General features: G+C 63.4%; 13 protein-coding genes. 7 read left to right on the top strand and 6 right to left on the bottom strand.

The genetic code is table 11. The features are described 5' to 3' along the window. Positions 1 to 13 precede the first annotated feature (13 nt). From FFS45_RS11940 to FFS45_RS11910, 7 genes are all read left to right on the top strand, one after another. Complete coding sequence (locus FFS45_RS11940) at positions 14 to 562, top strand: type 4 pilus major pilin (RefSeq protein ID WP_137954906.1); 549 nt, start codon at positions 14 to 16, stop codon at positions 560 to 562. 90 nt (positions 563 to 652) lie between these two features. Continuing rightward, positions 653 to 1,135: a pilus assembly protein PilM gene (locus FFS45_RS11935; protein ID WP_137954844.1), complete on the top strand. Its 483-nt coding sequence runs from the start codon at positions 653 to 655 to the stop codon at positions 1,133 to 1,135. A gap of 60 nt (positions 1,136 to 1,195) precedes the next feature. Further along, the gene (locus tag FFS45_RS11930) at positions 1,196 to 2,812 is read left to right on the top strand and encodes a prepilin-type N-terminal cleavage/methylation domain-containing protein (protein WP_137954843.1); all 1,617 of its coding nucleotides are present in this window, start codon (positions 1,196 to 1,198) and stop codon (positions 2,810 to 2,812) included. Positions 2,813 to 3,047: 235 nt separating this feature from the next. Beyond that, positions 3,048 to 4,841, top strand: coding sequence for a type III secretion system outer membrane ring subunit SctC (sctC, locus tag FFS45_RS11925; RefSeq protein WP_137954905.1), 1,794 nt, complete (start codon positions 3,048 to 3,050; stop codon positions 4,839 to 4,841). A 719-nt stretch (positions 4,842 to 5,560) separates the two neighbouring features. Next, the gene (locus FFS45_RS11920) at positions 5,561 to 6,697 is read left to right on the top strand and encodes a HAMP domain-containing sensor histidine kinase (protein WP_137954842.1); all 1,137 of its coding nucleotides are present in this window, start codon (positions 5,561 to 5,563) and stop codon (positions 6,695 to 6,697) included. A gap of 52 nt (positions 6,698 to 6,749) precedes the next feature. Next, positions 6,750 to 7,508 (top strand): response regulator transcription factor, encoded by a 759-nt coding sequence (locus FFS45_RS11915; RefSeq protein WP_137954841.1) that lies wholly within the window; start codon positions 6,750 to 6,752, stop codon positions 7,506 to 7,508. Continuing rightward, positions 7,495 to 8,934, top strand: coding sequence for a hypothetical protein (locus tag FFS45_RS11910; protein ID WP_137954840.1), 1,440 nt, complete (start codon positions 7,495 to 7,497; stop codon positions 8,932 to 8,934). Before FFS45_RS11915 ends, FFS45_RS11910 begins: the two co-directional genes overlap by 14 nt. Before the next feature lie 70 nt (positions 8,935 to 9,004). Here the strand turns inward: FFS45_RS11910 and FFS45_RS11905 are convergent, their stop codons facing one another. From FFS45_RS11905 to sctS, 6 genes are all read right to left on the bottom strand, one after another. Further along, a complete protein-coding gene (locus FFS45_RS11905) occupies positions 9,005 to 9,460 on the bottom strand; it encodes a molecular chaperone Tir (protein WP_137954839.1) in 456 nt (151 codons plus the stop codon). A 99-nt stretch (positions 9,461 to 9,559) separates the two neighbouring features. Next, a complete protein-coding gene (locus tag FFS45_RS11900; protein ID WP_137954838.1) occupies positions 9,560 to 9,739 on the bottom strand; it encodes a hypothetical protein in 180 nt (59 codons plus the stop codon). A gap of 122 nt (positions 9,740 to 9,861) precedes the next feature. Continuing rightward, complete coding sequence (locus FFS45_RS11895) at positions 9,862 to 10,125, bottom strand: type III secretion system protein (protein ID WP_137954837.1); 264 nt, start codon at positions 10,123 to 10,125, stop codon at positions 9,862 to 9,864. Positions 10,126 to 10,165: 40 nt separating this feature from the next. Beyond that, complete coding sequence (locus tag FFS45_RS11890) at positions 10,166 to 11,293, bottom strand: hypothetical protein (RefSeq protein ID WP_137954836.1); 1,128 nt, start codon at positions 11,291 to 11,293, stop codon at positions 10,166 to 10,168. 108 nt (positions 11,294 to 11,401) lie between these two features. After that, positions 11,402 to 12,379 carry a hypothetical protein gene (locus FFS45_RS11885; RefSeq protein WP_137954835.1) on the bottom strand — a complete coding sequence of 326 codons (978 nt, stop codon included), beginning with the start codon at positions 12,377 to 12,379 and terminating at the stop codon, positions 11,402 to 11,404. Next, complete coding sequence (gene sctS / locus FFS45_RS11880) at positions 12,376 to 12,639, bottom strand: type III secretion system export apparatus subunit SctS (protein WP_137954834.1); 264 nt, start codon at positions 12,637 to 12,639, stop codon at positions 12,376 to 12,378. The genes FFS45_RS11885 and sctS overlap by 4 nt, the downstream gene beginning before the upstream one ends. Between the last annotated feature and the right edge of the window lie 4 nt (positions 12,640 to 12,643).

Here is a 12,643-nt window from a genome sequence, read left to right as displayed (position 1 = left end):
GTATGCGGACGGTATGAAACAGGCGGTTATCAAACCGGTGTGGATGTGCAAACGCAGTGCGGCTCGCAAGCAACGGGGCGCGTCGCTGCTCGAAGCGATTTCGTATCTCGGGATCGCGGCTGTGGTGGTGATCGGCGCAATTGCGTTGCTCAGCACCGCGTTCAGTAGTGCGAATACCAATGCGGTAAGCGAGCAGGTCAGCGCGATTCAAACCGGGGTGAAGAAACTCTATTCGGGTCAGTCCGCCAACTATAGCGGCCTCACCAACTCGGTATTGGCGAGTGCGGGAGTATTCCCGTCGACCCTTGCGGCCGCATCCGATGGCACGGTGACCAACACGTGGAACGGGACGGTGTCGGTCGTCGGCGGCACCACGACGTTCTCGATCACGTTTACGACGGTGCCCCAGAGCGTCTGCGTCAACGCGGTGTCCGCAGGCGGGGGCTGGACGTCGATCTCGATCAACGGTACGGCGCTCTCCACCTTGCCGCCCACCCCGGCTGAAGCGTCGACGGATTGTTCGAACGCGACCGACAATACGATCATCTGGACTTCGACCTGAACGGAGCCGGCCGGTGCAATGGCAGACGATACCAGCACGCTGTGCCGGCTCTTGCCGATCGCGCGTGCCTAACGCATGGGGCGAACCTAGATGACCGCACTCTGGATTGTGCTTGCAATCAGTTGCGCCACCGGAGTCTATGCACTGATTGACGCCGATTTTCTGCAGGCGACGCCGGCCATGGCCGGCACGTCTCTGGCGCAGAGCATGAGCGCGTATCGGCAGGCGCTGATGAGCTATGCGCTGGCCAATCCGGGGTTTCAGGGCATGGTGTCGGCGGGGGCGCTGCAGCCGTATCAGAGCGCGGGCGCGGCGAGCGGTCCGTGGCTGAACTACGTGACGCCCAATGCCTCGTCGGCGGGCAGTCTGATCGTGGTCTACACCACCTCGGTGAGCGCCGCGTCGGCACTCACCGGGATTGAGCAGCTGTCGGGTGGCTCGGCTCTCGCCGGAATCGCGCTCAACGGCAACGTGATGTCGCCGGGCAACCCGCTGGTGCCGCTGCCTGCGGCGATCGCGGCCGCGGTCCCAAACGGGACACCGGTCTGGATGGCGCAGGCGTATCAACCCTAAGCCATGCGAACGCGAGAGTGGCAGCCCAGCCGAGCGATGCTGAAACAGGCAGGAGTTTTCATGTACAGGCGTATGGCACGTCAAGCCGGTTTTACGATGGTCGAAATGCTCGCTGCGTTGGCGATTGCGACGATGATGATCATTGGCCTGGTCGCCATGATCAACACCTCGCTGGAAGACGCGCGCGGCCAGCAGGCTGCGCTTTATCAGGCGCAGATGACGAAGGCAGCCATAGAACTTGTCGCGCAGAATTCGGCGGCGTTGCTGAGCGCGGCGACGCCCACCGTACCAGTGGTGGTGCCGCTCAAGGGCTCGCCGTACCAACTCGCCACGTTCTTGCCGACGGCCGTGCAGTCGCAGAACGCGTACGGTCAAAGCCCCTGTCTGCTGGTGTACACGAATAGCCTCGGCGGGTTGGAGGGGCTGCTGGTCACCGAGGGTGGCTCGGTCATTCCGGATACGCAGCTCGGCTATATCGCCTCGAACTCGGGGCAGGGTGGCGGTTCGATTCCGCGGACGAACAATCCGGGCGGCGCGGCGTTCGGCGCATTCGGCGCATGGAGCGTCGCTACACCGAATCCCGCGAACGTGTCCTGCTCGGGCACGAAAACCGGTGTGGGCCATCTGGCGAGCGAGATATTTACCGGTGCAAACCAGGCGCAGAACACCGACTATCTCTATCGCGTCAGCGTGCCGGGCGATACGAGTGCGAACGCAATGCAAGTGCCCATCATTCTTGCGCAGCAGACCGACTACACCGCATGCACAGCGGCGACGGGATCGATTGCAGCCGACGCCAACAGCAACGTCGTCAGCTGCATCAACGGCGAGTGGCAACCGATTTCGTCGGCGCACTGGCGTGCCCCGGTGGCAGCGGCGGCGGATCTGGGCGATCTGACGCAGATGCCCAATCCGCAACTGGGCGACGTTTCAATGACCACCAATACAGGGCGTGCCTATACGTTCAATGGCGCCGCGTGGCAAGCGGTCGCGGTTGACGAGCAGGGCAATCTGAATCTCGGCAATCAGCAGACGGTGGGCAATGCCTGCGCGTCGAATGCCACCAACACGACACCCGTCACGACCGATTCGACAGGACGTGTGCTGTCGTGCCAGAACGGCACATGGCAGACCCAGTCGGAAATCTTGCCGGCCAACTCGTATATCGGCTGCACGGTCGCCATGGCTTCACCGGGAGCGGTCGACTATACGGAGTGCAACGGCGTGCCGGCAGGGGCATTCACGTCGGGCCCGTATTCTTACAACAGCACCAACGGCACGTATTCATACTCACAGACGCTGCCGGTGCAACTGACCAAGTCGGGCATCCTGGCCGTGTCGACGTGGTCGCACATGAACGACGGTACCTGCAACCAGCGCGCAGCCGGTGCACGTGCCCAGCTGGCGCAGGCTATCGACATCTATGCAACTGGCTCGAGTCAGTCGCTCGCTCACGCCGAATCGCAAAGTGCGACGCTTACCGACGATTCAGGAGGAATCGAGAACAGCCTGACCCAGGCACTCACTCCTGGTAACTATCAGGTTGTCATGAGTACCAGTTGGGCAACGTACGCGGTGATCACGACGCCCTGGGTCAGCAGTTATTGCGGGGAGCAGGGGCAGGTGATCGCCAACACGCCGGTTGCGACGGGATGGACCGTCAACAGCTACTACTGACGTGAACGCCCGCTATGTCATCTCGCGCCCTAACCCGCAAAGCCAACTTGCGGGAGGCGCTGCCTATGTCCGGCGGCACCGTGCGCCATGCGGCGCCGCCCCGGTTCGCAAGCGCGTATCGCCACGAACCTCTGTACGGGAACCTGAAGCAAGTGCGAAAGCAGCGTGGATCTTCGTTGACCCAGGGATGGCCAGGACGAATGATGAGTCATACGTTCTGTTCAATCCTTCTTCGATGACCGCCATGAATCCAATTGCCCGCGCCATCCTGTTCGCTGTCCTGACCCTGTGTGCGGCACCTGCTCCGGCCGCGCCGTTGCACTGGAAAGTGAGTCAGATCGACTATTCGGCGGACTCCAAGGACGTGAAAGACGTCTTGCGCGATTTCGCCGCGAGCCAGGGGATTCCGGCAAACATCTCGAAGGACGTGTCGGGCAGCGTGACCGGCAAGTTCCACATGGCGCCGCGCCGCTTTCTCGATACGCTTGCTTCGTCGTTCGGCTTTGTCTGGTACTTCGACGGCCAGGTGCTCGACATCGTGACGCCGGAGGAGATGAAAAGCACCCTGGTCAAACTGGATCATGGCAGTGCTTCCGAATTGCGCGACACGCTGTTGTCGATGGGCGTGACCGACCCGCGCTTCCATATCACTTACGACGACGCGCAGGGCGCCGCGATCGTCAACGGGCCGCCGAATTACGTGCAACTGGTCTCCGATATCGCGGCACGGCTGGACTCGACGACGCAACATCGCGCGGGCACTGTGATCCGCGTGTTCCCGCTGCATCATGCGTGGGCCATGGACCGCAACGTCGACGCCGACGGCTCGTCGGTCCCGCTGCCGGGCGTGGCAACGGTGCTCAACAACATGTATCACCCCACTCAGGGTAACGCCAGTTCGCCGGGCGGCAGCGGGGGCTCCGCGCAGAACGTACAGCGCGTCAAGCCGATGAACGACGTCTCCGGCAGTTCCAGCAATCAGGCGGGGGTCATGCCGCCACTGCCTGGCCAGGGGGCAGCGGGAGGCGGAAGCTCGGGCGGTCAGACGCAAGGCTTGCTGGCGGGTTTGACGGGCGTTGCCTCGCCCCAGCTGAGCGCGGCGTTGAGCGGTTCAACCGCCGGTCAGACAGGCTCGGGGAATTCGGACGACGACATTTTGCCCGTCATCGAGGCGGACCAGCGTACCAATTCAGTCCTGATACGCGACACGCCGGACCGCATGTATCAGTATCCTGAGCTGATTGCGCGGCTCGACGTCCGGCCACGCCTCATTGAGATCGAAGCGCAGATTTTCGAAGTCGACGATTCGGCGATCAAGCAACTGGGGGTGAGCTGGACCGCACACAACAGCCATCTGGATTTCCAGACCGGCAATGGCACTACCGCGCAGAACACGTATAACGGCACGCTGACGCAGAATTTCGGCAACACTTCGCTGGCCGGCGCCGTGACCGCCGCCGCGACGCCGGTTGGCGGGGCGCTGAGCGCGGTCGTCGGCAACGCCGGCCGTTACCTGATGGCGAATGTCTCGGCGCTCGAAGAGCGCAATCAGGCAAAGATCGATGCGAGCCCGAAGGTGACGACGCTCGACAACATCGAGGCCGATATGACCAACAACACGCAGTTTTTCGTGCGCGTGTCCGGTTACACCTCAGCGGATCTGTATAGCGTTTCGACCGGCGTCTCGCTGCGGGTGTTGCCGATGGTGGTCGATGAAAACGGCCACACCCAGATCAAGCTCGACGTCGCCATCCAGGACGGAGAACTGAGCGGCCAGACGGTCGACAACATTCCGGTTATCTCCAGCAGCAACATCAATACGTCGGCATTCGTGAACGAGGGCGAAGCGCTGCTGGTGGCCGGATATAAGGTCAATAGCCGGACCAATGACGGCACCGCGGTGCCGTACCTGTCAAAAATCCCGGTGCTCGGCAACCTGTTCAAGAGCACGGATAAGGAAGACGATCACATGGAACGCCTCTTTCTGCTCACACCCCGCATCATCGACCTCGGGCTGCCACCGGCATAGAGAGGATTGTCACATTTTGAAATAATTAGGATTCGAAATCGTTTGCGGGAAAGATGGTGGGTAAAGATTCGATGCATGAAAAATAGATGTTTACAAGTACGGAAAAGTAAATAAATTAAGTTTAGCCAAAGTAAACTTGATCCATGCCGGCAATGCGAGTGGCGGCGCGATGCGTACCACGCCGTCGCCGTCGCGAATCAATCCTGGTTCTGCAACAACGCATCGGCGGCCCAGCCGCCGCAATGGCGCAAGGGAGTGCTGTTGGCAGGCGTTGGTGCAGCCCTGTTGGCAGCGTGGCAACTCCGGCAAAGTTACCATGTCGTATTGTCACGCGTGCTGCCTCGTCGGCCCGCTGAGGTACACGTTGCGGCGCCGGTCCCGCAGCATGCGGCGGGTTTGTCTCTTATGCGAAATGAATTGATGCCGCCCGTCGTTTCTTCGCTCGCCGGGCCATCAGTCAGCAAGAGCAGCTCGACGCTGAAATGACGGTGTACGCAGCCCGGCACGAACAAACTCAGGAGGTGTCAAGCTATTCGGTGCGCGCATGGGTGGACCGGCATGCGCGCTTTCCTGGATGGCTATCGCGCCGGGACGGCACAGGGCAGTGGAGAAACGACAGACACGCCGCTTGGTCGGCAGCACGCGAGTAAATATGCAAAACGCGAACAGATATGTGATTTTCCCACTATCATGTCTGGACATGTGCGAGAAGGCGTCCTATGTCGATTTCGTTTGACGATGACTTCGGATCTCAGCGCTCGAGCGCGACGGGCGAGCTCGACGACGGGTTCAACGCGCTCTTGGACAGCCAGCCGTGGGGCACGATCGCGATCGACGCGAGGCAAGATGTGCTGTTTGCGACCCCGGGTGCGGCAAGGCTATTGCGACGCAGCGTAGCAGCGGGCATGCCGCTTGCCGAGGTGTTGCCGCAACTCGGTGGCGACAGCAACGAAGCGGGCCTGCACGAGGCGCTCGCGCAGGGCGTCGAGTTGCAGGTCGAGGAGCGTTGGGTGTGGCTCAAGCAGACCGCGGTCGCGGGTTCGGGGCGTATTGCCGCAACGCTAGCGCTATTCGACATCACCGAAATGCGCCGCGCCGTCGACGACCGGGTGGAGTCGCTGCGCTTCCTGTCCCACGATTTGCGCTCGCCAACCAATTCGATCGTTGCCCTGACGCAATTGCACGAGCACGATCCCAATGCTTTTGAAGAATGCGGCGGCATCCAGCGTATCGCCGACCTTGCGCGCTACGCGCTCTCGCTCGGTGATCAGTACATCTTCACATCGGTCGCAGGCGCGCTGCAGCCCAGTGACTTTGCCCGTTTCGACCTGCGCGGCGCGGTTCGCAACCTGATTCCCCAACTGGACGTTGCAGCGGTCTACCGGAGCGTGCCGTTACGTCTGTGGCTTGCTGAAGGCTCGGCGGTCTGGGTGAGTGGCGTACGGGTATTTGTCGTGCGGGCGCTGCAGAATCTCATAGATAACGCCATTCAGGCTTCGCCTGCGGGCGCGCCTGTGACAGTTTCATTAAAGGTTATGGGCGATGCTGCCGTTATCACGGTCAGTGACGAAGCTGGCGGACTCCCGGGTTTGACGGACGAGGCAGTCTGCGATTTCGACATCCTGGCTCAGCACTCGGCCAGCGGCTTTGGTCTCGGGCTCAAGCTGGCTGCGCGCATCGTCCGGCTTCACGGCGGCACCCTCACCGCCGATCGCAACAGGAAAGGCGGCACCGATTTTTCCATGCGTTTGCCGTGCCTGGCTGTACAGCGCGGCAACCAGGACGAGTCCGATCTGGTGCGTGAATTCGGTGGTTTCGCAACGACAGGGCGCCCGTTGCGGACGCATTCCCGGTGACAGCAGGCGCGAGACAAGGATGGGAGCTCCGGTCAAAAGCCGGAACATGAGCATGCGCAATCAAGCAAGAATTCTTATAGCCGAAGACGACCTCATCCAGCAGTCGCTCCTGGTGTCATGGCTCAAGGCCGAAGGGTATCAGGTCGAGGCATTCAGGAACGGACTGGAAGCCCGCAATTATCTGGCGGACCACTGGGCCGATCTGATGATTCTCGACTGGGATCTGCCGGGCATGTCGGGCGACAAGCTGCTGAGCTGGATACGCACCCGTTCCCACGCGACGGTGCCGGTGATCTTTCAGACGGTCCGGTCCGAAGAAGCGGATATCGTGAGGATTCTCGACACGGGCGCCGACGATTTTCTCGTCAAGCCGCTCGACCGGATGGTATTGCTGGCGCGTATCCGTGCGCTGTTCAGGCGTTTTCAAACGCCCGGCAGCGACCGGCGCCGCATGCTGGTCGGCGAGTACCAGCTCGATCGTGCCAACCTGACCATCTCACGCGGCGTAGACGTGCATACGCTGGGCACTAAGGAATTCGATCTGCTGTGGCACCTCGCCACGCACTGCGGCACCGTCGTGCAGCGCCAGGATCTGCATTCCATGGTGTGGGGCTGGGATGGCGGCGTGCAAAGCCGCTCGGTCGACATGTACGTGAGCCGCCTGCGGGCGAGCCTCAAGGCACTCGATGTCGAATGGACGATCCAGTCGGTGTATGCGAAGGGTTACCGGCTCAACCTCAGCGAAGCGGAGGCGCGGCAGGTGACCGGTGCGGCGGCAATCCGCTCGAACGAGACCGTTGCCACGCTTTAGTGACGACTTCGTGCCGGGCCGTTTCAGGGTGCGCCGCGCAGTTGCGCTCGCATGCCTCGCGGTGTCGTGCCTGCCTGTTTTCGCCACGCAGGATGCAGGCGGGCAGGCCGCCGCTCAACATGCGCCGCGTACCTCGGCCCGTACACCCGGTACGTCTGCCGGGCTGCGCTTGCCCGCGCGACCGGACTGGGGCGTGCAGCGCTATCGGCTCTCGACTAGCGGCGCCAGTGTAGCCGACGTCCTACGCGACCTGTCGTCGGCGACGGGTGTGCCGATTGCCGCCGGCCCCCATGTCGCGGGCTCTGTCGAAGGCCGTTTCGACCTCGCGCCGCAGCGTTTCCTGGAGGTGCTGACGAACGCCTACGGGCTGCTCTGGTACTACGACGGCACCGTGCTGCACGTGGACTCGACGAGCGACGCACGCTCCCTCACGCTGCGCCTGAACTACGCGAAACCGGCTGCGTTGCACACGCTGCTGGATGGCACGGGTAGTACCGATCCGCGTTTTCCGCTTGCCGACGACACGCCGGCGCCGGGGCTCATCACGGTCCGGGGGCCGCCTGCCTACCTTGCGCTGGTGGAGAAATTCGCCAGGCAGGTGGATGGGGCGGCGCGGGCGAAGGTGGCCACCTCGGTGCGTATTGTCGGATTGCGCTACGGCACGGCGGCGGATCGGGTCGCCCAGACCAACGACCGCACGAGTCCGGTGGAGGGCGTGGCGAGCGAGGCGCGGCGTCTGCTCGATCCACCGGACAACCGCCAGGTCGATGTGGTCGAATATGAAGCGCCGTTGCCGGTTATCGCCGCTGACGCCCGGACCAACGCCGTGCTGATTCGCGATCGCCCGCAGCGGCTCGACGCGGATGCTCAGGTGGTGGCCGTGCTCGATAGCAACGCGCCGCTCGTCAAGCTGGACGTGCTGATCGCCGATGTGCAGAGCGCAGCGCTGCCGCAGTTGCCGCTGGGCAACGCGCGAGCCGGTCCGAGCGGCGGTGCCGGCGGACAGGTCCGGGTCGACGCCGACGGCGAGGCGTTGCGCGGCCAGTTGCGCCAGATGGAAACCTCGCACACCGCGCACATTTGCACCGAGAACGAGCTGGCCACGATCGATCACGTGGCCGCCGCGCTCGAGCAGCGTCTCGATCGGCCGGTCGCAGTGAGCGGTCGCGCTACGCCGGCGGACACCGCGCCCGCGGCCATGTCGTTGCGCGTCGTGCCGTCGGTCGACAGCCGCGCGAGTCCGCCCGGCATCACGCTCGCGGTCGAACTGCGCAGTGCGGCCGATATCGAGGTGGCGCGCATGACGCTCGCGCCGCACCAAGGCATCGTGCTGGTGGTCCCCGACGAGAGCGGGGCTCAGGGCAGTACGCGATCTGGAACGACCTGGCTGGTCATGCTGGTGCCGCATGTGATCGACAGCCGTTGAAGGCGGCTTGCAGGAGGGCGCAACGGCGCCGCCGCCCGCTGCAACGCGGGCGCGCGGAAAGCGGCGCCGTTCAGGCGCGCAGCCAGAAGTAATCGCCGCTGACGATACCCATGAACATTTCGTCGGTCGACTCGATGATGTTGCGGCGCCAGTAGCGGCCATGTTCAGCATAGTGCGCCAGCAGGTCGGCTACCACCGTGCCGTTCACGTCGGGTGTCAACGGCAGGCGCAGGATCAGGATGATGCCGCCGGTATCGGTGTCGAGACCGAGTTGTGCCTGGTCTTGCGCGTAAATCAGCAGGTTGGCTTCGAGCATGAGCCGGAACACCACCAGCGTGCGTCCGGCGGTCACGGTGCCGTAGTGGAAGTTCACGTACATCGCTTCCGGATCGTTCTCGAAGTGATCGAGCCGGACGTCGAAGCCTTCGACTTCGATGGTGCGCGTTTGCAGCACATGTTCCGGATCGGGAAGATCGACAACAGTGCAGACGTCGCGTACGACTTCCGCGAATCGTTCGATGCTCATGATGCGTCCCGAGACGAAAATAAGGAATCCGGAGCACGAGACCCCGGCTTCCCTGTGCGGACAATAGGCGTACGACGTGCCGTGATACCTGGCAGGCCGTCACTGCTTCTTCGAATCGTCCTCGATGTCATTTGCCGCTGTTTTGGCAATGTTCAGCACCGATTGCACCATCGACATCTTCGCCTGGTCTTCGGTCGCCGTAATCATGACCGGAATCATCGCATCCATCATTCCGCTCATCATACCCGACGCCTCAGAGGCCATTGAACCAAACGACATGATCTACTCCTTTGCTGTTGAGATTACGAACACGCTAACCAGCCAGTCGGCATCCCCGGCTGCGCACCTACGGCACTGACGTACCGCCCGTTTTCTACACGGTACTGCTTCCTGCAACGACTTCACTGCAAACTGCTTTGGTCCATGCCCGACAGTTCGTGCAGGCGCAGCACGATCCGGCGCGCGGCAACCATGCCCCGATAGACCTTCTGCAGCGCGGCGCGATCGTCTTCCCCGGTCGCCTGACGGGTGGCGTCGCTGACGTCCTGCGCGCATTGTTCGAGAGCCTCGGCGATGCGCGCCACGCGTGCTGCGGCAGCGGGCGTCCTGAGGGTGTTCTCCAGACCTTTGAGATCGGCGTGAACCGCTTCGAGTGCGTTGTACATGTAGCTTCTCCTGAGCGTGATTAAAGGCACCGTGGGTGGATTACTGCGCTTGCGCATTCAGTGGGATGACCGACTCGTGCAGGATGTGCACGTTGTTCGCCGAACTGGTTGCGGCGCTGGGGAACAGATGCTTGACGCCATCGGCCGTCTGAACATAACGAGTATCGCCGACGGAAATCATTTCGGTGTACACATTCATCGGTATGTTGGTTGGAACTTCGGTAACATCCACGTCGATTCGCCTGATGTTGCCGTCCAGATCGGTTCGCAACCGTTCCAGCTGATCCTCGAACGGGGTCAGTGACGCAACGGTGCCTGTCAGCGTGAACACGCCGTTGCCCGAATACGCCACGCGCACGCTGTCCTCGCCGAGCGAATCCGCAATGCCCGCTACGTCGGCTTGCGCGACATCGTAGTGACGCGCAATGCCGTCGCGGCCGAAGCGCTCGAAGATGACGCGCGCAGCACTGTCTTCCGAGGCGTTCAGCGCCATGCCGTCGACCACGATCGTATTGCCGTGTTGCTGGGCGTGCAGGTTGCCGAGCCGGGCTTGCCGCAGCGTCGCGTTCAGTTGTTCGGTGAGGGCGCCGATTTCGCGTTCGCTGAGGGTCGAGAGGTTGCGCCCGTTCAGCGCGGCCGCGCTTGCCGCCTGCGGATGGCGCACAAGGCCCGATACCAGCGAAGCGCAGATCACCAGCACCGCGCCGGCCATGATGGCGATGCAGAGGGTGCGCAGCGCGCGCATCCCGCCGCTCGCGAGCCCGGAATCGACGGGTTTGCCGGCGTCTGTGCCGTGGCCTGGCGGCAACCCGGCGTCACCTTGGCCGGCGCCGTTGTACATGCTGGCCAGCAACTGGATGTCGGGTGGCCATTGTGCGTCTTCGGAGCCGAAGCACAAGACGGTCGTGCCGAACGGGAAGGGCACGAAGTCCGGAACCAGCACCACCACCGAATCGGCTTCGTCCGCCTGGGCGCCGCCGGCAACGGTGTCGGCGAAACGTCGCACCTTCACGACGCCGGCTTCGTCCATCTCCACCACGACCTCATGATCGTCCCAGTCGGTGATGCAGATGTCGGTGTCGTCGGCCTTGCCGATCCGGTAGCGGCCCGGCGTGAGCCTCGCCTGGATGCCCGCGTGGGTCCCAGTCAAGATGCGCAGGATTTTCATACCGCTTTCTTCCCGTTGATCGGTAGTTAAAGGAGTACCGCGGCAAGGGGCGGTACCGGATCCAGTCTAGTGAGTCTGTTGCGCCGCGCTATGCAGGCCGCGAAGTCGTTACGGCGGTTCCGAAGCATCGTCGCCGCACGGCTTTCTGCCGCCCATGACGAGCGTGTTGAGCGTGGTCGACACGTGGCGAATGGCACGATCCAGCATGCTCGGACACAACGGGCGCGTTCCGTGAAACGCCCAGAGCGGCAGCAACGCGTTATGGGTTTCTTCCTTCTCGTCGCGTGGCGGCGCGATTGGCGACGCGCGCAGGGCGGCGCTGCTCGCGATGAGATCCTGGCGTATGCCGCTGAGATCGTCAGCGGCCGAGCGGGAAAAGTCACCCGTTCGCCTGCGCGCTTTCAGCATGTCGAGCGCGATGGCGTAACGCAGGTGAGCGCCCCGCTGGTCAGGATGTGTCCGGCCCTCTTCGTTTGCCATGAAACACTGCCGGATCCATTCGGCCCGCAGGCTCTGATCGAGCAGCATGGGCCGGTCGTGCAACTCGTTCGCAAGGCTCTGCAGACCGGAGCGCGGTGCGACCGCGGCACTCGCGCCGGCCGCGCCGGCCGCGCCGGTCGCGCCGACAGCGGTGCTGCGCACGCGCGGCAACGTGCCGGCGCTGCCGTAACCGCCCGCTGTGCCGTTACCCTGTCCGCCGGGGAGCGGCCCGCGGCGCTCGCGTCCGTCCTGCTGCTGGCGGCTCTGCTGCTGGCCGCGTTGACGCTGGCCGTCCGGTTGTTTGCCACCCTGCTGTTTGCCGTCCTGCTTGCGGTCCTGTTTTCCGCCTGGTTGTCTGCCCCCGCCGCGGCCGTCGCCGTGCACCGCCGTCACCCGGCGGCCCTGCAGACCCTTCGGCAGGCGGCCGGCGTTGGCCGGGTCGTGTGCGGGCAGGGCCTTGCCCGCATGCCGAATCGTGGTCTGGCGATATTGCTTCGCTTGCCGCAGGAGCTTGTGCGGATGATGAGCCGCGAGCGCCTCGTGCGCGTCTTCGGCCTGGGTGGCGTGGACGGTTGCCGCGTCCGGGATGATGCGCTCGGTGCTCATGTCGGCACGGCCAGTGTCAGCAGCCGCATGGCAAAGCGCAGGATCGCCGAGCCGCCCCAGGCGCCGGTCAGTGCAATGGTCGCGGTGACGGCGATCAGTTTGACGCTATGTGAGATGGTCTGGTCCTGCAGTGACGTGATCGCCTGGATGAACGAGATCAGCAGCCCGGAGAGTGCAGATACGATGATCACCGGCAGCGACACGTACAGACAGAGCAGCATGCCCTGGGTGGTCAGTCCGATCAGGTCGTCGGTATTCATGCCG

It is taken from the genome of Burkholderia sp. 4M9327F10, from assembly GCF_005503145.1.
Classification (GTDB): domain Bacteria; phylum Pseudomonadota; class Gammaproteobacteria; order Burkholderiales; family Burkholderiaceae; genus Paraburkholderia.
The sequence above is the reverse complement of the archived record's forward strand: the minus strand, read 5'-3'. Positions and strand labels throughout refer to the sequence as shown.

Excerpts from the sequence above, each read along its gene's own strand:
- FFS45_RS11940 (WP_137954906.1), top strand. The coding sequence starts at position 14 with ATGAAACAGGCGGTTATCAAACCGGTGTGGATGTGCAAACGCAGTGCG.
- FFS45_RS11935 (WP_137954844.1), top strand. The coding sequence starts at position 653 with ATGACCGCACTCTGGATTGTGCTTGCAATCAGTTGCGCCACCGGAGTC.
- FFS45_RS11930 (WP_137954843.1), top strand. The coding sequence starts at position 1,196 with ATGTACAGGCGTATGGCACGTCAAGCCGGTTTTACGATGGTCGAAATG.
- sctC (WP_137954905.1), top strand. The coding sequence starts at position 3,048 with ATGACCGCCATGAATCCAATTGCCCGCGCCATCCTGTTCGCTGTCCTG.
- FFS45_RS11920 (WP_137954842.1), top strand. The coding sequence starts at position 5,561 with ATGTCGATTTCGTTTGACGATGACTTCGGATCTCAGCGCTCGAGCGCG.
- FFS45_RS11915 (WP_137954841.1), top strand. The coding sequence starts at position 6,750 with ATGCGCAATCAAGCAAGAATTCTTATAGCCGAAGACGACCTCATCCAG.
- FFS45_RS11905 (WP_137954839.1), bottom strand. The coding sequence starts at position 9,460 with ATGAGCATCGAACGATTCGCGGAAGTCGTACGCGACGTCTGCACTGTT.
- FFS45_RS11900 (WP_137954838.1), bottom strand. The coding sequence starts at position 9,739 with ATGTCGTTTGGTTCAATGGCCTCTGAGGCGTCGGGTATGATGAGCGGA.
- FFS45_RS11895 (WP_137954837.1), bottom strand. The coding sequence starts at position 10,125 with ATGTACAACGCACTCGAAGCGGTTCACGCCGATCTCAAAGGTCTGGAG.
- FFS45_RS11890 (WP_137954836.1), bottom strand. The coding sequence starts at position 11,293 with ATGAAAATCCTGCGCATCTTGACTGGGACCCACGCGGGCATCCAGGCG.
- FFS45_RS11885 (WP_137954835.1), bottom strand. The coding sequence starts at position 12,379 with ATGAGCACCGAGCGCATCATCCCGGACGCGGCAACCGTCCACGCCACC.
- sctS (WP_137954834.1), bottom strand. The coding sequence starts at position 12,639 with ATGAATACCGACGACCTGATCGGACTGACCACCCAGGGCATGCTGCTC.